The sequence below is a fragment of the Gammaproteobacteria bacterium genome (assembly GCA_021648145.1).
Taxonomy (GTDB): Bacteria; Pseudomonadota; Gammaproteobacteria; order JAADGQ01; family JAADGQ01; genus S141-38.
Window position 1 is genome coordinate 89,819 of the sequence record JAKITI010000006.1, and the last position, 23,500, is coordinate 113,318.

Annotated in this window: 25 protein-coding genes; 20 read left to right on the forward strand and 5 right to left on the reverse strand. The window is 44.7% G+C overall.

What is annotated here, in order from left to right; genetic code table 11:
• Window positions 1–202: 202 nt before the first annotated feature.
• Window positions 203–982: a hypothetical protein gene (locus L3J70_05430; protein ID MCF6235803.1), complete on the forward strand. Its 780-nt coding sequence runs from the start codon at window positions 203–205 to the stop codon at window positions 980–982.
• Window positions 983–1,031: 49 nt separating this feature from the next.
• On the opposite strand, the gene polA is transcribed toward L3J70_05430, so the two are convergent.
• Window positions 1,032–3,764: a DNA polymerase I gene (gene polA / locus L3J70_05435; protein MCF6235804.1), complete on the reverse strand. Its 2,733-nt coding sequence runs from the start codon at window positions 3,762–3,764 to the stop codon at window positions 1,032–1,034.
• 111 nt (window positions 3,765–3,875) lie between these two features.
• On the opposite strand from polA, the gene L3J70_05440 reads away from it, so the two are divergent.
• The 14 genes from L3J70_05440 to L3J70_05505 all read left to right on the forward strand — a co-directional run bounded on the left by L3J70_05440 (window position 3,876) and on the right by L3J70_05505 (window position 16,216).
• A complete protein-coding gene (locus L3J70_05440; GenBank protein ID MCF6235805.1) occupies window positions 3,876–4,604 on the forward strand; it encodes a TIGR00730 family Rossman fold protein in 729 nt (242 codons plus the stop codon).
• 39 nt (window positions 4,605–4,643) lie between these two features.
• Window positions 4,644–4,925, forward strand: a complete 282-nt coding sequence (locus L3J70_05445) for a DUF2782 domain-containing protein (protein ID MCF6235806.1) — start codon at window positions 4,644–4,646, stop codon at window positions 4,923–4,925.
• A gap of 146 nt (window positions 4,926–5,071) precedes the next feature.
• Window positions 5,072–5,968 carry a type II secretion system protein GspC gene (gene gspC / locus L3J70_05450; GenBank protein ID MCF6235807.1) on the forward strand — a complete coding sequence of 299 codons (897 nt, stop codon included), beginning with the start codon at window positions 5,072–5,074 and terminating at the stop codon, window positions 5,966–5,968.
• 20 nt (window positions 5,969–5,988) lie between these two features.
• Window positions 5,989–7,989: a type II secretion system secretin GspD gene (gene gspD / locus L3J70_05455; GenBank protein ID MCF6235808.1), complete on the forward strand. Its 2,001-nt coding sequence runs from the start codon at window positions 5,989–5,991 to the stop codon at window positions 7,987–7,989.
• A 2-nt stretch (window positions 7,990–7,991) separates the two neighbouring features.
• Window positions 7,992–9,560, forward strand: coding sequence for a type II secretion system ATPase GspE (gene gspE, locus L3J70_05460; protein MCF6235809.1), 1,569 nt, complete (start codon window positions 7,992–7,994; stop codon window positions 9,558–9,560).
• 18 nt (window positions 9,561–9,578) lie between these two features.
• A complete protein-coding gene (gene gspF / locus L3J70_05465) occupies window positions 9,579–10,796 on the forward strand; it encodes a type II secretion system inner membrane protein GspF (GenBank protein MCF6235810.1) in 1,218 nt (405 codons plus the stop codon).
• Between the two features lie 18 nt (window positions 10,797–10,814).
• Window positions 10,815–11,258 (forward strand): type II secretion system major pseudopilin GspG, encoded by a 444-nt coding sequence (gene gspG / locus L3J70_05470; protein ID MCF6235811.1) that lies wholly within the window; start codon window positions 10,815–10,817, stop codon window positions 11,256–11,258.
• Window positions 11,259–11,292: 34 nt separating this feature from the next.
• Entirely contained in the window at window positions 11,293–11,787 is a 495-nt protein-coding gene (gspH, locus tag L3J70_05475) for a type II secretion system minor pseudopilin GspH (GenBank protein MCF6235812.1), read from the forward strand.
• On the forward strand, window positions 11,784–12,161 hold the full coding sequence (gene gspI, locus L3J70_05480) for a type II secretion system minor pseudopilin GspI (GenBank protein MCF6235813.1): 378 nt from the start codon (window positions 11,784–11,786) through the stop codon (window positions 12,159–12,161). Before gspH ends, gspI begins: the two co-directional genes overlap by 4 nt.
• Window positions 12,161–12,793: a type II secretion system minor pseudopilin GspJ gene (gspJ, locus tag L3J70_05485; GenBank protein MCF6235814.1), complete on the forward strand. Its 633-nt coding sequence runs from the start codon at window positions 12,161–12,163 to the stop codon at window positions 12,791–12,793. Before gspI ends, gspJ begins: the two co-directional genes overlap by 1 nt.
• Window positions 12,750–13,730, forward strand: coding sequence for a type II secretion system minor pseudopilin GspK (gspK, locus tag L3J70_05490; protein ID MCF6235815.1), 981 nt, complete (start codon window positions 12,750–12,752; stop codon window positions 13,728–13,730). Before gspJ ends, gspK begins: the two co-directional genes overlap by 44 nt.
• 3 nt (window positions 13,731–13,733) lie before the next feature.
• Window positions 13,734–14,969 (forward strand): type II secretion system protein GspL, encoded by a 1,236-nt coding sequence (gspL, locus tag L3J70_05495; protein ID MCF6235816.1) that lies wholly within the window; start codon window positions 13,734–13,736, stop codon window positions 14,967–14,969.
• A gap of 2 nt (window positions 14,970–14,971) precedes the next feature.
• Window positions 14,972–15,457, forward strand: coding sequence for a type II secretion system protein M (locus tag L3J70_05500; protein ID MCF6235817.1), 486 nt, complete (start codon window positions 14,972–14,974; stop codon window positions 15,455–15,457).
• The gene (locus L3J70_05505; protein ID MCF6235818.1) at window positions 15,458–16,216 is read left to right on the forward strand and encodes a type II secretion system protein N; all 759 of its coding nucleotides are present in this window, start codon (window positions 15,458–15,460) and stop codon (window positions 16,214–16,216) included. It abuts the gene before it with no gap.
• Window positions 16,217–16,273: 57 nt separating this feature from the next.
• Here the strand turns inward: L3J70_05505 and L3J70_05510 are convergent, their stop codons facing one another.
• Complete coding sequence (locus tag L3J70_05510; protein ID MCF6235819.1) at window positions 16,274–17,272, reverse strand: molybdopterin molybdotransferase MoeA; 999 nt, start codon at window positions 17,270–17,272, stop codon at window positions 16,274–16,276.
• 111 nt (window positions 17,273–17,383) lie between these two features.
• Between L3J70_05510 and lpxL the strand changes: the two genes are divergently transcribed.
• Genes lpxL through lipA form a run of 5 tightly spaced genes read left to right on the forward strand, consistent with a single transcriptional unit; the run spans window position 17,384 to window position 20,804 of the window.
• Window positions 17,384–18,313: an LpxL/LpxP family Kdo(2)-lipid IV(A) lauroyl/palmitoleoyl acyltransferase gene (gene lpxL / locus L3J70_05515; protein ID MCF6235820.1), complete on the forward strand. Its 930-nt coding sequence runs from the start codon at window positions 17,384–17,386 to the stop codon at window positions 18,311–18,313.
• A 7-nt stretch (window positions 18,314–18,320) separates the two neighbouring features.
• Window positions 18,321–18,926, forward strand: coding sequence for an alpha/beta fold hydrolase (locus L3J70_05520; GenBank protein ID MCF6235821.1), 606 nt, complete (start codon window positions 18,321–18,323; stop codon window positions 18,924–18,926).
• A gap of 35 nt (window positions 18,927–18,961) precedes the next feature.
• On the forward strand, window positions 18,962–19,231 hold the full coding sequence (locus tag L3J70_05525; GenBank protein ID MCF6235822.1) for a DUF493 domain-containing protein: 270 nt from the start codon (window positions 18,962–18,964) through the stop codon (window positions 19,229–19,231).
• Window positions 19,232–19,242: 11 nt separating this feature from the next.
• Entirely contained in the window at window positions 19,243–19,851 is a 609-nt protein-coding gene (gene lipB, locus L3J70_05530; GenBank protein ID MCF6235823.1) for a lipoyl(octanoyl) transferase LipB, read from the forward strand.
• Window positions 19,848–20,804, forward strand: a complete 957-nt coding sequence (gene lipA / locus L3J70_05535; GenBank protein ID MCF6235824.1) for a lipoyl synthase — start codon at window positions 19,848–19,850, stop codon at window positions 20,802–20,804. Before lipB ends, lipA begins: the two co-directional genes overlap by 4 nt.
• Window positions 20,805–20,882: 78 nt before the next feature.
• Here lipA and L3J70_05540 read toward each other — a convergent pair whose 3' ends face one another.
• From L3J70_05540 to L3J70_05550, 3 genes are read right to left on the reverse strand one after another with little or no spacing between them, the layout of a single operon-like run.
• A complete protein-coding gene (locus L3J70_05540; protein MCF6235825.1) occupies window positions 20,883–21,524 on the reverse strand; it encodes a UbiX family flavin prenyltransferase in 642 nt (213 codons plus the stop codon).
• Window positions 21,525–21,526: 2 nt separating this feature from the next.
• Window positions 21,527–22,885, reverse strand: a complete 1,359-nt coding sequence (mpl, locus tag L3J70_05545) for a UDP-N-acetylmuramate:L-alanyl-gamma-D-glutamyl-meso-diaminopimelate ligase (protein ID MCF6235826.1) — start codon at window positions 22,883–22,885, stop codon at window positions 21,527–21,529.
• A gap of 2 nt (window positions 22,886–22,887) precedes the next feature.
• Window positions 22,888–23,400 (reverse strand): hypothetical protein, encoded by a 513-nt coding sequence (locus tag L3J70_05550; GenBank protein MCF6235827.1) that lies wholly within the window; start codon window positions 23,398–23,400, stop codon window positions 22,888–22,890.
• Window positions 23,401–23,500: the final 100 nt, after the last annotated feature.

Below are 23,500 nucleotides of genomic sequence, written 5' to 3' on the forward strand. Positions count from 1 at the left end.
GTGACTTGGGTTTATTATTTGCAAAGTTGCTCAGATTGATAATTTAACCATCATTATGAACAAAATTTGCTCTGATTCCAGCTCAGGCTCATAATTGGGCAAGGCTTAGTCTTGACTATGCGGCCTACCTTAGTCATTATTGCATCATCCTCTCGCCCGCGAAATATTAACCACCCATACCTAAATTTAAAAGACTCAAAAAATGAAAAATCTCAACCGAACAACACAAGCCCTTATACTGTTATTTGCCATTTTTGCATCGACTTCAGTCAGTGCCAACTGGCAATCAAGCGCTAAGCAATACTTCGAAAATGATGAGTATGAAAAAGTAATCGAACTAGTTAAAGACCATAAAAAAGATAAAAACGACAAATTCGCCCTGATGCTTGCCACCTTCAGCCATCTTCAGGAATACTCTTATACCAATACTAAAAGAGATAAAAAACAATACCAAGGCAACATGGAGCTTCTTGAAGACAGTATCGCCACCAAAGACCTTAATAGCTTACTCTACTTCACCCAACTGGCTGATAAACCCGATGTTGCAAAAGCGGCTCAAAAGCTTTTAAAGCAAGTCTTCAAACAAATTGAAGATATTAATGATGCACCATTGGTGATCGAATTTCTTGACTCGGAAGACACAAAAACACGAGGTATTGCACTTAATGCGATGAAACGAATGATCGCCCCCCTGCGTAAGCATGTGACCAAGGGTGGCACATTACGCGGCAAAGATATTACGATTATGCAGGATAAAAAACTCATTTCTTCTCTTCTCAATCACGCGGGGGATTCAAAGGCAGCCGCTATCTTACTGTTAATTGAAGAGCCTGTTCTAGCTTATACGCCTCAATACGATGATATTTCAGTATCCAAGCTGGAGTCTAAAATAAGCAAAGCAATCATCAAGCGTGAGAAAAAATACCTAGACAGCAACTGGTATAGCGCAACCGGAAAAATCAAGCAAGAAGCTGCCCAGTAAGAGTAAGGAACTGATCAAAGCATTAGGGACGGGGCATATTTACTTTTCCCTAATGCGCCTCATCCCAATTATCACCCACTCCAACATCCACAATCAGCGGCACACTTAACTCAAGCGCTTGGCTCATACAAAGCCTGACTTGATCAACCGTCACCTTCAATGCACTTGTCGCCACCTCCAGCACTAATTCATCGTGAACCTGCATAATTAAGTAAGCATCCGCCTCACTCTCTACCAGCCACTGATTTACTTTAATCATGGCGAGTTTAATGATATCAGCAGCGGTTCCTTGCATTGGTGCATTAATCGCAGCTCGTTCAGCGTATTGGCGACGCTGGCCATTGCGTGAATTAATATCTGGAAGATAAAGGCGACGACCTGAAACAGTCTCAACATAACCCTGATCATGAGCCTCTTGGCGCTTGGCATCCATAAAGGTTTTCACACCAGGGTAACGTGCAAAGTAGCGATCAATATAGGCTTGGGCAACTCCGCGTTCTACATTAAGCTGACGCGCCAATCCAAATGCTGACATGCCGTAAATCAAACCAAAATTAATCGCTTTAGCACTACGACGTTGATCCGTTGTAACTTCATCAATTTCAATAGAAAACATCTCCGCTGCCGTTGCTTGGTGAATATCAATACCTTCGGTAAAAGCAGCTAACAAACCTTCATCTTGAGAAAGATGCGCCATAATGCGCAATTCAATTTGTGAGTAGTCCGCCGCAACGATTTTATATCCCTGTGGCGCAATAAATGCTTGTCGAATACGTCGGCCTTCTGCACTGCGAATGGGGATATTCTGTAAATTTGGATCACTTGAAGACAGTCGCCCTGTTGCCGTGACAGCTTGATGATAAGAAGTATGCACCCGCCCAGTTCGAGAATTTTTCTGCTTGGGCAGTTTTTCCGTATAGGTCGACTTTAATTTGCTGAGTGAACGGTGCTCCAAAATCAATTTAGGCAGAGGATAATCCAGCGCCAGCTCTCGCAAAACTGACTCCGCTGTTGATGGCTGTTTTTTCGGTGTTTTCTTCAAAACAGGTAGACCCAGTTTTTCATAAAGAATCACTTGAATTTGTTTCGGTGATGATAGATTAAACGCCTCACCTGCTTGGCTATATGCTTCTTTTTCAATTTCAGCCATACGCAGGATCAGCTCATGACTCTGCTTATGCAACATATCGCTATCAATCAAAACACCATGGCGCTCTATTTTTGATAGCACTGGCAGTAGTGGCATTTCTATATTTTCAAACAACTCTTTCCGTTGAGTACTTTCACTCACCTGAGGCCATAACACTTGATGCAACCGTAAAGTAATATCTGCATCTTCAGCAGCGTACGGCGTGGCTTGCTCAATCGCTATCTGATTAAACGTAAGCTGTTTAACGCCTTTGCCTGCAATATCTTCAAAATGGGTCGTTTGATAGTCCAGATACCTTTCCGCCAAATCATCCATGTTATGACGTGTCGCAGTGCTATTCAGAACATACGACTCAAGCATCGTATCAAAAGCTATACCATTCAGAGTGATTCCATAATTTGCCAATACACTCATATCATACTTAAGGTTTTGACCCACTTTTTTCTGGCTTCCATCTTCAAGTAGTGGGCGCATTTTTTCGAGTACAAAATCTCGTTTTAACTGATCAGGTGCATCAATATAATCATGCGCCACCGGTACATAAGCCGCCTTGCCAAGCTCCACAGAAAATGAAATCCCAACAATTTTTGCTTCCATATAATCAAGTGATGTCGTTTCAAGATCAAAAGAAAACAGTTCAGCCTGCTCTAAACGCTGCAACCACTCATTGAAAACGGATTCAGTGAAAACCGTATCGTACTGGGTACTATTTTTTTCTTCTTTTTTTGATTTTTTAGACTGAGTGTCACCGTCATTGTCACCCCCTTCAGGCTCTACCTGCAATTTACTGAGCCAGCTCTTAAAACCAAAACCTTGAAACAACTCAAGTAGTCGCTCATGATCTTCAGCATGGCGGTGCAACGTTTCATACGTTTCATCCAATTCCACATCACACTTAATGGTAGCAAGCTCATATGATAGAGAGAGTTGCTCCAATGAAGCTCGCAGATTTTCACCCACTTTACCTTTAATTTCCTCCGCGTTAGTAATGATATTATCCATGCTCCCATAAGCATTTAACCATTTAACCGCCGTTTTTGGCCCCACTTTAGGCACACCGGGAATATTGTCTGAGCTGTCCCCCATCAAAGCCAGATAATCAATAATTTTCTCAGGCTTCACTCCAAATTTATCGAGCACCCCTTGAGGATCGAGTAGCGTATCCGTCATCGTATTAATCAGGGTGACGTGCTCATCCACCAGTTGCGCCATATCTTTATCACCGGTGGAAATTACTACGGATATTTTATTGCTACTTGCTTGCCTAGCTAGTGTTCCAATCACATCATCCGCCTCAACACCATCAATAATCAGCAAAGGTAAACCCATCGCTCGCACCACATCATGTAGTGGTTCAATTTGCACTCTAAGTTCATCAGGCATAGGAGGACGATGCGCTTTATATTCGTCATAGAGTTCATGGCGAAAATTTTTACCTTTAGCATCAAAAATGACGGCCATTTGCTGTGGTTTGTATCGCTCAAGCAAACGACGCAGCATATTAATGACCCCGTAAATTGCCCCCGTGGGCTCACCTTTTGCGTTTATGAGTGAAGGAAGCGCATGAAACGCACGAAATAGATAAGAAGAACCATCCACAAGAAGGAATGGTTTTTGTGATTGATCAGACATATTTTGTTTTTAAAATTTATAGCAACTTGGAATAATTGGTTTATTATGCATTATATACTTCACAACAAACATGTTTCATTCTGCACCCACTGAACCCTTAAAGGCCAGACCATGAACAAACAGAAACAAAACCGTATTCACCAAAGCATGAAACCCACCGATGATGCGCTGCTCAATAGGGAGTCATGGAAAATTTTCCAGATCATGGCGGAGTTTGTAGAGGGCTTTGAGCGATTGGTCAAAATCAAACCTTCCGTCAGCATGTTTGGGTCAGCTCGCACACCACAAGAGCACCCCTACTATGCTCTGACAGAAGAGATTAGCTACGCTTTATCTGAAGCGGGCTTTAGCGTTGTCAGTGGCGGCGGCCCAGGAATTATGGAAGCTATTAATAAGGGGGCTTTTCGAGGAAAGTCTCCCAGCATTGGCCTGAATATTATGTTGCCCCATGAGCAATCAGGCAATGAGTATCAGGATATTTCACTCACCTTTCGCCATTTTTTTTCACGCAAAGTTATGTTTGTAAAATATGCATCGGCTTATGTTGTCATGCCGGGCGGGTTCGGCACACTGGATGAACTTGCTGAAATCCTGACACTGGTTCAAACTGGCAAGAGCCGCCGCATTCCAATTATTTTGGTGCACAAGCCTTTTTGGGACGGCCTCATTGAGTGGATTAAAAAGAATTTATTGGCAGAAAAAATGATTAGCCCAGAAGATCTGGAGCTATTTCAAATTGCTGACACGCCAGAAGAGGTGCTCAACATCATATTCAGCCATTATGAAAAAACTGGCTTTGAACCCTCAGCTGAAGAGCAGGAAAAACTGCTTAACCTCTAACCCTGGATTGAATTATCCGGCCTAAAACAGGAAGAGATCATGCGTTTATTGTTAATTACTGTCGCTCTACTTATCAGCTTGGCCTCATTCGCTGAATCACCCAGTGAAGTGATGGAACCTGAAGTGACAATCATTCAGAAAGATGATCAGAAAATAGAAGAGTATCGAATCGGAGGGCAGCTTTATATGATTAAAATCACGCCTAAAAATGCACCGCCCTATTATTTAATGGATACCGATGGCGATGGCAATCTGGAAACTCGACGTGACGATATCAATTCGACCATCGTAGGCCCTTCATGGAAGCTGTTTAGTTGGTAAAAAATGTGATATCACACCCAATACTATTCAATAAATTTCAGTTATAATCGTTTCTGAATTTTTTTGTTTTTAACATTAATTCAAAAAAGTCGTTAATATTTAAAATACTCACAAATTGGCTTTATACAGGAAATCAATACCCGTTAATGGATATTCAACATTACCTGCGGCCAGTCATGCAGGAAGCAACAATGGCTCGCATTGCGACAATTTGTGCCTACCTGCTCGTTTTGTTGCTCGCTTATAACTTAGCAGAGCTGACTTGGCGCATGTTGGCACCTGCCCCTGATCGAGAGAGTGCGCCTTCTATAGTGAAAGAAGCCACCGCCAACCAAATCAAGCCGGATAGTTTTGCTCGAACAATCGCAGGTCTCAATTTATTTGGCTATGTAGATGCATCGACACCGCCAACACCTGTGGTTCGTGAAACTCGCTTAAATCTGGTGCTGCGCGGTGTAATGGCAACTCATGGCAAAAATGCAAGAGCAATTATTTACAGCCCTTCCGGCAGTGATCGTGGTGAAAACCCCTATTCAATTAATGCCAAACTCCCTGGTGGTGCCACTCTGAAAGAGATTCATAGCGATTACATTGTGTTACTACATAATGGTCGCCATGAGACATTACGTTTACCTAAAAAAGTTGTTGCTACAGGCTCGACGGGGCATAATATTGCCAACTCATCAAGCAACAGACCATCATCTGGCCCATCTACAGCATCCACCAACACGCAAAAAATACGTGAGTACCGCGATGCACTCATTGATGATCCCGTCAGTTTGATTGGCATCATTCGTTCAGCACCTTACAGGGAAGATGGCAAACTGATAGGCTACCGCGTACAAACTGGACGAGATAAAGATGCGCTGAATAATTTGGGATTACTGCCTGGCGATATCGTCACTTCAGTCAATGGCGTTGCCATGGGTAACAGCACTAAATTAATGAAGTTACTCAAGCAGATTTCAAAAGCAGAAGAGGTGAGCGCAGAAGTGATACGTGATGGTTCGCCAACTACGGTCTCCATTCGATTAGACAATTAAAACTTTGCAACAGGATTAACATGTTTCCACATAAACATCGAACAAGTTTTTTCAAAGTAGTCAGCGCTGCTATTTTGTTAACCGCGTCATTCACCGCTCAAGCGGAGCCTGTCACGCTCAATCTTAAAGCGGCTGACCTGAGTGCTGTTATCAGTACTATTTCTGAAATTACTGGAAAGAATTTTATTGTTGACCCCAGAGTCAAAGGGAAAGTTACCATTGTTTCATCTCACCCAATGAAAGAAAAAGAGGTGTACGAAGTCTTTTTGACTGTACTGGAAGTGCATGGATATGCCGCAGTGCCCAGTGGAAATAAAGGTACAATCAAGATTATTCCAGTGGCCAATGCCAAACAGTCTGCTGTTCCTATGGCCAGTAGTAACCGCCCTGGAAAAGGTGATGAAATTGTAACGCGGGTACTCCAGCTGGAAAATATATCAGCCTCACAAATGGTTCCTATTTTACGACCTTTATTACCACAGCAAAGCCACTTAGCCGCTTACTCACCAGCGAATGTACTCATTATTTCCGACCGTGCTGCGAACATCAAACGCATCGTTAAAATTATCAATCGTATTGATCTACCTGACAACAATGAAGTCGAAATTATTCCACTTCAACATGCATCTGCCAATGAAATTGTGCGCATACTGACGACCCTTCAACAACAGGATAATAAAAAAGGTAGCAAATCTAGCAGTACTCTGCCGACATTAATTGCCGATGAACGAACCAACAGTATTTTAATTGGTGGAGGCAAAGCAGGTCGCATCAAACTACGCGGCATCATTGGCCACCTTGATACTCCACTTGAAACTGAAGGCAATACGCGTGTTATCTACCTGCATTATGCCAAAGCCAAAGATCTGGTTCCTGTGCTGACCGGTGTCGGCACTAGCCTGGAACAGGAAAAACAAGGTAAAAAAGGCAAGGCAAGCAGCAACTCTCAATCACCTATGAGTATACAAGCAGACGAGTTTTCCAATAGCTTAGTAATTACTGCTCCACCCGATCTTTTTAATTCACTGCAAAGAGTCATTAAACAGCTGGATATACGGCGCGCCCAAGTCTATATTGAAACTATTATTGCAGAGGTTTCATCCAACCGAGCCGCAGAGCTTGGAGTGCAATGGGCCGCTGGTGGCGATTTAAGCAAACCCGCTGCGGTCACTAATTTTACAGCCGGTGATAGTATTATCAACCTTGGCGGAGCAATCGAGGCCGGCACTCTCCCTTCAATTGGCTCTGGATTAACGCTGGGAGTGGGTAAATTTGTGGATGGTGCACTCAGCTTTGGTGCGCTTATTCGCGCTTTAAAAGGGGATGGATCCACCAATATTCTATCAACACCCACACTGATTACTATGGATAACGAAGAGGCAGAAATTGTTGTCGGCCAAAATGTTCCATTCAAAACAGGCTCTTATACCAGCACCGGTGGCTCAAGTGCAACACCCGGCAACCCATTTCAAACCATCAAACGTGAAAATATCGGCATCACACTGAAAGTGACACCACAGATCAACGAGGGTGATGCAGTACAACTCAAAGTCGAACAAAAAGTTGAAAGCATCAGCCCAGCAGTCGACGGTGCGGTCGACCTTATTACAAATACGCGATCTATTAATACAAACGTCATTGTTGATGATGGCGACATCATCGTTTTTGGTGGTTTAATTACTGATGACCTCAATGAAACAACACAGAAAGTACCGCTACTCGGTGATATTCCTCTACTGGGTCGCCTCTTCAGCTACAACAAAACAACGAAACGTAAAACCAATATGATGATGTTTTTACGACCCGTTATTTTACGAGATTCAGCTTCAACTAACAGCATTAGCCAAGGAAAATACAGCTACATGCGCGCTGAACAACTTAAAGTACAAGAAAAAGGCCTATCCATGCTACCCAATAGCGAAAATCCGGTGATGCCAGACGCACAAGACTTTTTTGAATTGCCACCGCCATTTATGACTGATGATGCCATTCAAGACATCAAATTAAAGATCAATAAATAATCATGGAGCCATCTACAAAAGAACTCGCAACTTCAGGTCATGACATTAACCTTGTTGATGCAACATTGATCACCCCCAGCGATAATGACAATGAAATAACCGCCCCGAAGCGCCTCCCCTTTGCTTATGCAAAACGCCAAGGTGTTTTGCTGAATCATATAGAAGGTGGCATTGCGATGATCTCCCATAAAGCCGCGATCACCACGACCACCATCGCCGAACTTCGTCGTTACTTTGGTATGCCCATCAAACTTCAATCGCTTGAAGATGAAGTTTTTAATGCAGAGTTACAACAGATCTATGAACACGGCTCAGGTGATGCCATGGAAGCCATGGGCAATCTGGGTGAAGATATGGATCTATCTCGCCTCGCTCAAGAGCTTCCCGAGCCGGAAGATCTGCTCGAAAGTGAAGATGATGCGCCCATCATTCGCCTGCTTAATGTACTGTTAACTGAAGCCATCAAAGAAAATGCTTCGGATATCCATATCGAGACCTACGAAAACCGCTTGGCCATCCGTTTTCGTGTGGATGGCGTATTGCGTGAAGTGCTTGAACCCAAACGCGCATTAGCGCCTCTTTTGGTCTCACGCATTAAAGTCATGGCCAAACTAGATATTGCAGAAAAACGCCTGCCACAAGATGGTCGTATTTCACTGAAAATTGCAGGTCGGCCTGTGGACGTTCGTGTCTCCACACTCCCTTCCGGGCATGGTGAACGTGTTGTCATGCGTTTGCTGGATAAACAAGCTGGACGGCTGGATCTGGAAAAACTTGGCATGGAACCCAAAGTTTTAGCCACTATAGACAACATTGTAAAACGCCCTCACGGCATTATGCTCGTCACTGGCCCCACCGGATCAGGTAAAACCACAACACTGTATGCTGCTCTGAGCCGTGTCAACGATAAACGACGCAATATCATGACGATAGAGGATCCCATTGAATATTATATTGATGGCATCAGTCAAACCCATGTCAGCCCAAAAGTAGACATGACCTTTGCCCGTGGGTTACGTGCCATTTTGCGTCAGGATCCCGATGTGGTCATGATCGGTGAAATTCGAGATCTTGAAACTGCAGAAATCGCAGTGCAAGCCAGCTTGACCGGCCACTTGGTACTATCAACGCTGCATACCAATACCGCCGTTGGTGCTGTCACTCGAATGCGTGACATGGGCATTGAAGAGTTTTTATTATCATCCAGCTTGATTGGAGTCTTGGCACAGCGGCTGGTACGCTTATTGTGCTCAAATTGTAAACGCCAGACAGAATTTGCAGAGGCTGACTATCAACTGTTTTCTCGAAATCAAGATGAAGCACTGACCCACTATCACGCGACAGGTTGCAGTGAGTGCAATTACACTGGTTATAACGGTCGTACTGGAATTTATGAACTCATTGAGGTCGACCACACTCTAAGCAACATGATTCACAACAGTGCGAGTGAGCAAGAGCTTGAGGCCGCCGCTCGCCAAAAAACACCCAGCATACGTGATGATGGTTTTCGCCGAGTCTTGAACGGTGAAACAACCATTGAAGAAGTTCTGCGCGTCACACGCCAAGGGTAACGAGGTTCAAACTGACAAATGGCTGCATTTGAATTTACCGCACTGGATGAAACGGGTCGTGAGCGCAAAGGCGTACTTGACGGCGATGTTTCAAGACAAATTCGCCAACAAATTCGCGATAAGGGCTGGACTCCGCTCACCGTCACCGAAGTCCGGCAAAAAGAGAATAAACAGAGCAGCCAAAAATTTTCATTCAAACGTGGCATTAAATCCACTGATCTCGCACTGATTACCCGTCAGTTTGCAACGCTGGTACGTGCAGGATTATCGGTTGAAGAAGCACTCAGCGCCGTTTCCAAACAAAGCCATCAACCTCGCCTACGCAACATGCTGATGGCCGTACGCTCTCGTGTAATGGAAGGCCACACACTAGCCACCGCCTTGGCGGATTTTCCCCATGCATTTTCTGATCTCTATCGCTCAACGGTCTCTGCAGGTGAGCAATCAGGCCACCTCGATATGGTGCTAGAGCGTTTAGCTGACTACACTGAAAGTCGCCAGACCATGCAGCAAAAAATGACTCTGGCTTTAATCTACCCCATCATGATCTCCATTGTTGCTGTGGTCGTCATCACCGCACTGCTTGCTTATGTTGTGCCACAAGTCGTGCAGGTTTTTGAAAATACGGGACAAGAACTGCCTATTCTCACCGTCATCATGATCAGCCTCAGTGATTTAATTCGTGAGTACGGGTTAATTTTTCTGATCTTGCTGGTGTTAGCTATTTTCATCATCACCCGTTTGTTACGAAAACCAGGGCCTAAGCAGCAGTATCATCGATTCTTATTAAAGCTTCCATTGGTCAGTTCATTGGTACGTGGTTTTAACTCATCACGATTTGCCCGTACATTCAGCATATTGACAGCAAGCAGTGTTCCTGTTCTGGAAGGGCTTCGTATTTCATCCAGTGTTATCTCCAATATTCCGATGCGCAACGCAGTGGAAGATGCTGCAACAATGGTTAAAGAGGGTGCCCCCATTCACACTGCGCTTGAACGCAGCGGTTACTTTCCTCCGATGACGGTTCAACTGATCGCCAGTGGTGAAAATAGTGGTCGGCTGGAAGAGATGTTGGAACGAGCTGCCGATAGCCAGGAAAAAGAGATGGAATCAACTGTCGCAACACTGGTCGGACTCTTTGAACCCTTTATGATTTTATTTATGGGAGTCATGGTATTGTTGATCGTCTTGGCAATATTGCTCCCTATTTTTGATTTAAACCAGTTGGTAAAATAAATTTTCAGGCAATATATTATGCAAAAAAAGTTTACAAACATCGCTAAAAAACAGAGTGGTTTTACACTGATCGAAATTATGGTCGTCGTCGTTATTCTAGGCATATTGGCCGCGATCGTCGTCCCTAAAATTATGGATCGCCCTGATGCAGCACGTATCACCAAAGCTAAACAAGATATACGCACCCTTGAAAGTGCTCTTAACCTCTACAAGCTGGATAATTATAACTACCCTTCAACGGATGAAGGTCTGGAAGCATTAACTCAAAAGCCAGCAAATTCAGCGGTATGGAAAGATGGCGGTTATATTGATCGACTGCCGAAAGACCCTTGGGGAAAACCCTATCAATATTTGAGCCCTGGAACACAAGGCAACATCGATATTTATACACAAGGTGCGGATAATGCACCGGGCGGTGAAGGAGCCAATGCCGATATAGGCAACTGGAACCTTAACCAATAAAAAGTCACCTTTGATTTTTTAACTCAGCAACTATATGAACAGATCACGTGGTTTCACTTTGCTGGAAATTATGGTTGTGGTGCTCATCATTGGCATCATACTCAGCTTTGCAACGCTCTCTTTTCGTGACAATAAAGTTCCAGTATTAAAAGAAGAGGCGCAGCGGCTGGCTGCGCTTCTGGACTTAGCCCGCGAAGAGGCCATTCTGACTTCACGTGAATATTCCGTTGTATTAAAAGAAACGGGCTATGACTTTCAACAATTCCTGGATCAAGAGTGGTTGCCCCTTGTAGATGATAAAATTCTAAGACCGAGAGAACTCCCTAAAGGCATCATTATGGAGGCTGATCTTGAAGGCGAATCCATTCTATTTGGTGGCGAAGAAGAGATACGACTTTATATTTTTTCCAGCGGAGAACTCACACCCTTTGACCTTTTTCTACACTACGATGGTGAAACACAAGGATTCCACGTCGTCGGCCAGATCACAGGAAAGATCGAGTTCAAAGACCCACAAAAAAAACCGTGAACATTCAATCTGAAAATAGAGGTTTTACGCTCATCGAAGTCACCGTCGCACTGCTCGTGCTGGCCATTGCTTTGAGCGCCATCATCAAAACAGTCAGTGACAATATCAGCAATGCAAGTTACTTGCGTGATAAAACCATCGCTCACTGGGTGGCAATGAACAAAGTCACTGAACTGCATGTATCTGATGTATTGCCAGCAACAGGTTCAACCACTGGCGAAATGGAAATGGCAGGCCGAGAATGGTTTTGGAAAGCCGAAATCACGGCCACAGAGGATGACTATGTACACAAGCTCAACGTAGAAGTAAAAACAGAGCGCAACGACGAGTTCCCATTAGCCACGCTGGGGGGATTTGTAGGTCGCCTGGAATAATGAACATTCAACACCATCAAAACCGAGGTTTTACGCTGCTTGAGCTACTCGTCGCACTCATGGTTTTTGCGGTCATGTCCCTCATGGTTTTTACTGGGCTTACTAGCGTTTTAAATGCTTACAGCCATGTATCAGAAAAAACAGAGCAACTAAATGAGTTACAATCAGCATTTAGCCTGATCACGCGAGATATCGAACAAGCCATTGGCCGCCCGATTCGTGATAGCTACGGTGACCCACAAGAGCCCATGATGAATAACGGCGAAGCCATCGGCACTGTATTGGAGTTTACTCGCACGGGTCGCCCTAATCCAGCCGCTTTACAACGCAGTCACTTACAGCGAATCGCTTACACATTAGATGACAATCAACTCATCCGTTTAAGTTGGGCAGTGCTGGATCGTGCTCCTGACTCAGAGCCATTAAAGAGCTTACTGCTTACCAAGGTAAAATCAGCTTCAGTACGTTTTCTCAATAAAGATATGGAGTGGCAAGAAGATTGGCCAACCAAAACCAAACAGGAAATTGATGATGGAGTCATCAAAATACCCCGCGCTGTCGAACTGACTATTGAGTCAGAAGTCTGGGGTGAAATCAAACGACTTTTCAGAGTGCCAGGCGATGTTAAATAGAGAGAAACAAAAAGGCGTTGCATTAATTACAGCGGTACTGGTCGTCGCTTTGGTCACAGTATTGGCGGTCAACATGATCTCACGTCAGCAGATTGATATCCGGCGCACAGGTAATATATTAAATACTGAAACAGCCTACATGTACGCATTAGGCATCGAATCATGGGGCATTGGTATTTTATTAAGAGACCGTGCCAACAATCAAGTCGATGCACTGGGTGAAGATTGGGCCATGACCATCCCCCCCATTGATGTCGATGGAGGGCAGGTTGTTGGCCGTATTGAAGATATGCAGGGCCGCTTTAATCTAAACAATTTGCTTGATAGCAGTGGTGACCTTAGCGTACCTGATTACGATATATTCAGGCGCCTTCTAAGCGCTCTGGATCTTGACCCTGATATTGCCGACAAGGTATTCGACTGGATTGATCAAGACAGTGACGTGGATAATAGTGGCGCTGAAGATTATGATTACCTGGGAGCACAACCTGCTTATCGCACAGCCAACACAGCAATAGTCAGCCCCAGCGAGTTGCGATTAATCAGTGGAATTGATGATGAAACGTACAAAACACTTGCCCCCTTTATCTCCGCACTGCCCAGAGGCATCCCTCCCGAGCCCACAAAAATCAATATTAATACCGCACGCGCTCCTGTGATTCAGGCGCTTAATCAAAATATTACGCCAACAGATGCACAGGAATTTGTTGAATCACGTAGCGAAGATGGGTACAGCGATATTAATAGTTTTAAAAATGATATTGGTGCAGGTAATATTGACCCACAAACAGAAAAAAGGCTGAGCGTGAAGTCAGAATATTTTATACTGACAGGCGAATCACTCTTTGGACGTGGGCGTCAACTGCTCACGACTTTAGTACATCGACCTGACACAGGAAAAGCTGCCGTAATAATGCGTGGCCAAGGGGCTTATTAGACAATGCAAAACCAACTCTTCATTCGCTTTGATGAAAAAGAGCCCCAGACAGTTCAATGGCTCGAATACTCAGATATGGGCGAACAAACCGGTCAGATTAATAGTGGCACACTTGATGATGCTGCCGTAGTCGCACAAAATCATCAACGAATTATTATCCTGATACCCAGCACACAACTATTGCTGACCAGCGCCCACATCCCGACAAAAAACAGACAGCGCATTGCAAAAGCACTGCCTTACAGCATTGAAGAACAGATGGTCGATGATGTTGAAAATATGCACTTTGCTATCGGTGAACACAGTGATGATGGCCAGGTACATACTGCGGTTATTCCTCATGCAACAATGCAAAAGTGGCAAAAAGAGTTGCTGGAAGCAGGTATTTACCCGCAAACAATGACCCCTGATCTGCTCTTGATCCCTTACACGATCGGCGACTGGACTTTTTTTACTGAAGGTCAAACAACCTTGGTTCGCACGGGTCTGCAAAGTGGTTTCCTCATTGATAATGACAATTTGAAGACCGTTATTAATCTTGCACTTGATGAAACTGAAGATGACAAAAAGCCAGAGACTATTCATGTCATTCAATGTCAAGATGAAGTCGATATCACAGCCGCATTCAAAGACCTTCCGGTCAAACTCAATCATGTGACCCGCACTGAGCCACCATTACAAATGATGGCACTCACCTATAGCGAGCAACGTGGCTCTTTTAACTTGCTTCAAGGCCCATACAGCCGTCGGGAGCAGATGGGTAAATTCTGGAAACCCTGGTTGCCTGCGCTTACCATACTACTTATATTACTTGCTTCAGGTGCCATCACCACAATGATTGACTACTCACGTTTGAGCCAGGAAAAATCAGCATTTCAGCAAGAGATTGAGCAGATCTACAAAAAAACCTTTCCTGATGCCAAAAATATTGTCAATCCACCGGTACAGATGGAGCGCCATTTGGTCGACCTTCGTAGAAAGCTGGGGCAAGGCTCAGGCGGATTTTTAAAATTACTTGATCAAGTCGCCCCCATATTAAAGGAGACTGAAACGCTTGATCTCCGCCGTCTTGGTTATAAAGAGGGTCAACTAACACTGCAAATCGAAATCAAAGACCTTGCTAAACTGGATCAACTCAAAGCCAAGCTTGCACAAAAGCAAGGTATTGTTGTTGATCTTCAATCCGCCAGCGCTGGTGCCAAAAAAGTTGAAGCACGCCTGCTTATCAAGGAAGCCTGAATATGAAAGAGTACTTTGCAAACCTCAAACCCCGTGAGCGAATTTTTCTCATCACTGGAGCTGTTTTTCTACTTCTAGCATTCCTCTACTGGATCATCTGGGAGCCCTTTAGTCGAAGTGTTGACTCAATGAACCTGACCGTCGTACAGCAGCAAGCCACTCTTTTAAAAATGAAAGAAATGGAAGAAGAAGTGAAACAACTGCGTAAAAAATCGTCCTCTTCCAAACAAAGCACACAAGGCCAGTCACTGCTCACCCTGATTGATAGCAGTGCAAAGAATAGAAAGCTGGGTTCTGCCCTGAAGCGAGTCGAACCCGTAGGTGAAAGCAAAGTTCGAGTACGAATGGACAAAGCAAATTTTAATGACATGGTGCGCTGGCTCGGTTATCTCGAGAAGAACTACGGTATTTTAGCCACCAGCATCACTCTCGATACCCAATCAGAGAGTGGGCTCGTCAACGCACGACTGGTAATGGAAGGGTCATAAATGATAAAACCATATTTCAAATACATTCTGACTGGCGGTATTGCCTTCGTTTTTTTTCTGGTATTAACCCTACCCGCAAGTTTCATTCATGCTCAGATTAAAGACAACCTTCCAATCAAGCTTTATCAGGTTGAAGGCACACTCTGGAGTGGCCACGCACAAACATTAATCACACCCAATGGTTTTCGTGCTCAGGCCATCAGCTGGAAATTCCGCCCCTTATCACTGCTACTCGGCAAAATATCACTCAGAACAAAATTTATTACTGAAGGGGGCTACGGAAATGTGATCATTAATAGAGGGTTACTTGGAAGCATCAGCCTCAACGATATTGACATAAAAATGCCCATCACTGACCTGAAACCCTTCTTAAAATCCGTTCCAGTCGATTTAAAAGGTGTTTTAGATGGTCAGCTTGAGGAGGTCGAGTTTTCAGATAATATGATGATCGCTTCAGCCAGCGGCATACTGTCATGGAACCATGCCATTATTGATGCATTGAGTGAGCTTAAAGTCGGTGACTTTACCCTGACACTCGAACCTAGCGATGATGGCACAAAAGGAGTTGTTAAATCCAAGGAGGGTGGTCCACTTGAAATGAATGGCATACTGCAACTCAATGTAGATGGAAATTACGACTTTAAAGGTGAACTCAAAGCTAAAGCCCGTGCGCCACGTGAGTTAAAACAAGCACTGCAATTTATTGGAAAAGCAGGCCCAACAGGTAAAATAGCACTTAAAGCCAGTGGAACACTTTGAATAATAAAATACAGCTCTGAGCAACATTTATAGTCGCTCAGAGCATATTAACCGTTCCTAAATATTTTCTAATTCAAAATTTTTCCCTAATAATCGCTTGATCGCCGCCACACCAAATAGTTCAAAACCACGTAAAGCTTCAGGTGGATAACCCGCAACACAAACAATCGGTTTGCCATTCGCAATGCCCATAATCAGTGGGCGACCTGAGCGCATCTGCACACCATCCACCAACAAGTCACCTAATTCACGAACCAAGTCAGAGATAAAATCTCGCCCATTCACCGCTGTTCCACCCGAAATCAATAACATATCTGAAGTTTCCAGCGCGCTTCGTGCTTTATTAACGAAGCCATCAAAATCATCACTCATGATGCCCGCAAAATTAGGAGAGCCCCCCGCCTTCATCACGGCCGCACTTAACATCACAGAGTTACAGTCACGTATCATACCAGGGCGCATTGCCTCCGTATGAGGAACCACCTCATCACCTGATGAAAAAATAGTCACTTTAGGAGGTAAAGCAGTCTCCAGACTATCCAATCCCAAACTGGCAGCAGCACCTAAATAAGCGGGTGACAACACGGTGCCTGCTTCAACTACCACACTGCCCTGTTTAATATCACACCCTTCCTCTTCGATAAAAAATCGAGGTGGAAAAGGGCGAGTAATCGTGATGTTCTTGCCATCACGTTTTGCTTCCCACATGCGAACAATAGAGTAGTCACCCTCTGGAATAATACTGCCCGTCGCCACGGATACAGCCTGACCATTCAAAAAATCTGGACAAAACTCATCTCCTGGATTCACCTCACCCACAACGACAAAAGAAACAGGCGTTTCTTCAGAGGCTTCACGCGCATCTGCTGTATTCACCAAAAAACCTTCCACAATCGCACGATGATAAGATGGCGAGTTTTCTGGTGCTATCAAATCAGTATAAAGTGCCATGCCAAATGCTTGACTCAGTGTTTTTTTCTCGCTGGCCATGGCGCGAAATGGAACGGTATCTATAAATTTTTTTTGTGCGTCCAGCAGTGGATTTTCTTCGGTCATTTCAGAGTAACTCCTGTGATTAAAATTTTTAAGAATCATAACACCTGTACTGATTAAGTCATACGCAGTAAAATTGATGAACAACTTTAGCTTCTCACCCTAATTTTATTTATGCCAAGCCCTAAATCAAAACCGCTTTACCATTTTTTCAAACCTCGTTTTTGGGGTTTGTGGTTTGCATTAGGGGGGCTCTGGCTCATCATGCACCTGCCCACTCAAACGCAATTTCGTATCGGCTTTAGTTTAGGACGCACTCTGAAAAAATTTTCTAAACGCCGCAGAGAGATCGCTTTAGTTAACATTCAAAAATGCTTTCCAGACTTATCACAAAAAGAGCAAAATGAACTGCTGAACAGACACTTTGAAGCACTGGGTATGTATTTTGTGGAGACGGCTCTCTGCTGGTGGGCTCCTGCAAAAAAACTGGAAGGGCGCTATACCATCAAAGGCATGGAGCATCTTGAAAAAGCCTTTGATGACGGTAAAGGCGTGATTCTTCTTAGCGCCCACTTTACATCTTTTGAGATCGGCTGCCGGTTATTAAGTGCTGCATCCAAAAGCACATTTCACGGGCTCTATCGCCAACATAAAAACCCACTGCTCGAAGAGATGATTCTACGAGGACGAGAAGCACATTTTGAAAAAATTATCCCACGTGAAGATATTCGTGGCATGTTGCGTAGTCTGAAAAAGAACAATGTCATCTGGTATGCGCCCGATCAGGACTATGGAAGGCATCATAGTGTTTTTGTGCCTTTTTTCGGCATTCCTACCGCCACCATCACGGCCACCAGCCGCCTGGCAAAAATGAGTGGTGCGGCGGTTATCCCATTTTTTCCTCATCGTTTACCCAATCAAAAAGGATATAGCCTTGAGTTGTTACCACCACTGGAAAATTTCCCCGGAGAGAGTGACGAGCAAGATGCCACGCGCATCAATCAACTTATAGAACAAGCCATCAATAAAACACCCGAGCAATACCTTTGGGTTCACCGGCGCTTTAAAACCCGCCCGGAAGGTGAAACAAGCTTTTATAAATAAGTATTTTATGACACAACAAAGAGTTTTTATTACTGGCCCGTCGGGTCAACTAGAGGCAATTTACAATCCTGTAGAGCAACCCAAAGCTGCGATTGCAATTTGCCATCCCCACCCACAACATGGTGGCACTATGCACAATAAAGTCGTGTTCTGGATGGCTAGAGCATTCGCCTCACAAGGCTGCTGCGTATTGCGATTTAATTTTCGTGGCGTTGAAGGCAGCGAAGGTGAGTGGGATGACGGTCAAGGCGAAGCGGATGATGCACTTGCAGCGCTGCAATGGTTACATGCCAACCATCCACACACGCCGTTATGGCTCGGTGGTTTTTCATTTGGCTGCTATGCAGGTTTGAAAGCTGCGGCAAACATGCCTCAAGTCTCGCGCCTGCTTGCTGTTGCACCTGCGGTCAATCTCTATGATTTTAGTTTTATTGATAACGACCCTAGACCACTCACCGTGATTCATGGCGATAAAGACGAAATCGTACCTTACAATGCAGTCAGTGAATGGGCACAAAAACGAGCGGATCTGAATTTTGTTACAATTCAGGGTGCAGGGCATTTTTTCCCAAAACACAAACAAGAATTACTTGATGCCTTGAAAAAGGCCTGAATAAGTCTTTTAAAACGAGCCTGAAAATATAATCCATGAGTAGCGAAGAAGAATCTTTAATTGAATTTCCCTGCGACTTTCCTATCAAAGCAATGGGGTTGGCATCGAGCGATTTTGATGCCCTTATTGTGAGCATTGTGCGTAAACATGTTGACGACATTACTGACGGCGCTGTAAAAAATCGGCCCAGTAAAAATGGCAAATACACCGCCATCACAATAACATTTGAAGCCACAAGCAAAGCGCAACTTGATGCAATCTATCAAGAGTTGAGTGATCACCCGCTTGTTCTGATGGCACTCTGAACAAAAACTCAATGAAAGTACGTCAACTCGGGCAGCAAGAGTACAGTCAGGTCTGGCAAAACATGCGCACTTTTACCGACCAACGAACCCATAACACGGAAGATGAAATATGGCTGACAGAGCACCCCGCTGTTTTTACTCAAGGGCAAGCCGGTAAAGCTGAGCACATTTTGGCAACCAGTGATATTCCCATCGTACAAAGTGACCGAGGCGGCCAAGTCACCTATCATGGCCCCGGCCAGATCGTGGTCTATCTTTTGCTGGACATAAAACGCCGAGGCCTTAAAGTACGCCCACTGGTCACGCTGCTAGAGCAAGCAATCATAGCGCTGTTAAAAGAGTACGGCATCAGTGCAGCATCCCGCCCAGATGCACCCGGCGTTTATGTCGAGCACAAAAAAATTGCAGCACTGGGGCTAAGAGTGAGGCGCAATGGCTGCTACCACGGGCTGAGCCTGAATGTTGATATGGATCTAAGCCCCTTTCAACTCATAAACCCCTGTGGTTATCACGGCCTTCAAGTGACTCAGCTATCCGCACTCGTTGGCCATACTGTTGACCTTAAAAAAGTTGAGCAACAGCTAACAAAATTATTACTCAAAAATCTGGACAGAGCATGAAACAAGATTCAAATGATCATAAAGTGACGCATCAACGCGGTGAAGCCAAAGTTGCACGAATTCCAATCAAGATCGTACCAACCACCAAGCCCTTGCGTAAACCCAAATGGATTCGTGCTCGCGCTGTTAACAGCCCCGAATTCAATCGAATCAAAACAATACTCAAAGAGCAAAAACTGCACACCGTATGTGAAGAAGCCTCTTGCCCAAATATTGGTGAATGTTTCAGCAAAGGCACTGCAACTTTTATGATTATGGGTGACATCTGCACACGTCGCTGCCCTTTTTGTGACGTTGCTCATGGCAAACCTAAAGCACTGGATGAAAACGAACCCACAACACTGGCAAGCACTATTCAGATAATGCAATTAAAATACGTCGTCATCACTTCTGTCGATCGTGATGATCTACGTGATGGGGGCGCAGCGCACTTCTCGCACTGCATTCAAGAGATACGCCAACAAACACCAAAAACAACCATTGAAATTTTAGTGCCTGATTTCAGAGGCCGCATGGATATCGCATTGGATCAGTTAACACAAAACCCACCAGATGTGTTTAATCATAATATGGAGACTGTGCCCAGACTTTACAAACAAGCTCGCCCTGGCGCTGATTATAAGTGGTCATTAACGCTGCTGAAACGCTATAAAGAGAGGCAAAACAAGGTACTCACCAAATCAGGATTAATGGTCGGTATCGGTGAAACTGAAGAAGAGATATTGCACGTCATGCAAGAGCTGCGTGATCACGACTGCGACATGCTCACCATTGGTCAATACCTGCAACCTAGCAAATACCACCTGCCCGTGACACGCTTCGTCACGCCAGAAGAGTTTGAAAACTTTGCTAAGCTCGGTAATGAAATGGGTTTCACCAATGTTGCCAGTGGCCCGATGGTGCGATCATCATACCATGCCGACTTGCAAGCATCAGGAGAGAAAATTTCATAAAATTCTTCAGAATTGTTGAGCGACGCCATCCAGCCGACCGCTTAAGCAGATCTTGAAGAGGCGCTGGTGAGACCTCTCCTAATCAGAAATTTCACCATTATCTTGCCCCCAACGCTCAACTAAATCATGCTCAACATCCAGATGATCAAGTATTCTAGCCACAATAAAGTCTACCAATTCAGCGACATGCTGTGGGCGATAATAAAATCCCGGGCTGGCTGGCATAATGGTGACTCCCATTCGCGAGAGTTTCAACATGTTTTCAAGATGAATTGTTGAAAGTGGTGTTTCCCTCGATACCAGAATCAACTGGCGCTGCTCTTTGAGCATGACATCAGCAGCACGCTCTATCAGATTATTGCTCGCACCGTGGGCAATGGCAGAAATTGTGCCGCCAGAGCAGGGGCACACCACCATTGCACGCGGCACATTGGAACCGCTGGCGACCGGAGATGTCCACTCTTGTTGATTAAACACCTGTAGCTGCCCTTCTTCAACGGAAAACCACTCACTTAAAATTTCTTCGATCTCATCAGGATCTTCAGGAACGAACAAGCCCGTTTCTATCTCGATCACGATTCGGCCTGCTTCAGATATCAGCAAGTAAACATTTTCGTCCGCTTCAAGCAGCGCCTCCAGCAACCGCAAACCATATAGTGCACCCGATGCGCCCGTGATAGCGACTGTAACCGCGCTGTTCCCTGTTTTATTATGTAGCAAAATTATTTGATCTCTTTTAACTTATTTATTAGCAAGTCGTGAATGCCCCCAAAACCACCGTTGCTCATAATCAGCACATGGTCTTGTGGCCGTACCATTTGTATCACGGCTCTCACAATTTCCGACACACTGTTTAGTAACACAGCAGGAGCGCTGACATTTTTTATCACACTCATCGAATCCCATTCCAAGCCATCAGGCTGATAGATAAACAGTTGGTCTGCCTCACTTAATGAGGCCGCGAGCGTATCACGATGAACACCCATCTGCATGGTATTTGAGCGCGGTTCTAAAATGGCAATAATTCGCCGCGAACCCACTTTATGTCGTAACCCCTGCAGTGTGCTGGCAATCGCCGTAGGATGGTGTGCAAAATCATCGTACACTGTGATGCCATTCACGCAGCCTCGCACCTCCATGCGACGTTTCACATTTTTAAAGTGACATAACGCCTCTACAGCATGCTCAGCAATCACGCCCGCATGGCGTGCCGCCACAATCGCAGCCAATCCATTAGAAATATTATGCTCACCGATCAATGACCAGTCGACTCGCCCCACCTCTTTATCCCCAAGCATGACCGTGAACTGACTGCCATCAGCCCTCTTATCGGTGACGTGCCAAGTCAATTGACTGTTCAGATATTCACATTGAGTCCATAATCCTTGCGCCAATACGTCGATCAATGCTTCATCAGTACAGGGAGCGACAATCAATCCATTACCTGGAACGGTGCGTACCAAATGATGAAATTGTTTTTGAATGGCTGCCAGATCATCAAAAATATCCGCATGATCAAATTCGAGATTATTCAATACCAAGGTACGTGGCCGATAGTGAATAAACTTCGAGCGTTTATCAAAAAAGGCGCTATCATATTCATCCGCTTCAACCACAAAAAATGGCTCATTTCCTTGTCTGGCTGACAGTCCAAAATTTTCAGGGATTCCCCCAATGAGAAAACCGGGTTTTAAACCGGCATATTCCAGTATCCATGCCAACATGCTTGAAGTGGTGGTTTTTCCATGCGTTCCAGCGACTGCCAATACCCAGCGATATTTCAGTAGATAATTTGCTAAAAATGCTGGGCCAGAGGTGTAATCCAAACCACGCTCCAGCATATATTCCACAGCCGGATTACCACGGGACAGGGCATTACCCACCACCACCAGATCGGGTTCAGGCTTGAACTGTCTGGAACCAAAACCTTCGGTAATTCGAATGCCTGCATCCGATAGCTGCGTGCTCATAGGTGGGTAGACATTGGTATCACAGCCACTGACGGTATAACCCAGTTGACGTGCCAGCAGTGCGATACCGCCCATAAACGTACCGCAAATTCCTAAAATATGAATGTGCATAATTAAACCGTATAGAAGAGTGACCGCATAATATTGATCGAAATAAAAACATAGAGCACAGAAAGCCCTACGCCCAACCCCATGGAGCCCGACAACGCATGGCGAAAAATATGCCCTACCACAGTAATATTCCAGATGAGTAAAACAAGCAGCAGTAAAGAAGGCATCACAACATAAGGGTTTTCAATCCCTAATGCAAACTGCCAGGACAAAAGAGGAAACGCCACAGCCCCCAATAGTGCGCCACTGCCAAGCAGTGCGGTAAAAACCTGAATCATTCGCTGCGGTAAACTACGACCCCACAGCAACAGCCCTGTAAATGCCAACAACAACCCTGCATCAAGTAAGGATGCGAGTATCGACGCACCAAAAGAGAGATCCAGAATGGTCAATGCAAAGTCAACAACAAGATAGACAGCAAGTGTTGCGTATAACAAAGTTGAAGAGTTTGGCAGGTCTTGCGGCCCTATGCGTAACAAGCAAAGCTGCCAGTAAGTTTTAATGAGTTCAAACATTTCTATAATTCCTTCATTACCCTATTTTTACCACGTCCGCATTCTTACGGCATCTTGCAGCAGGAAATCCCAATGTTGGGATAGGAATGAAAAGTTGCTC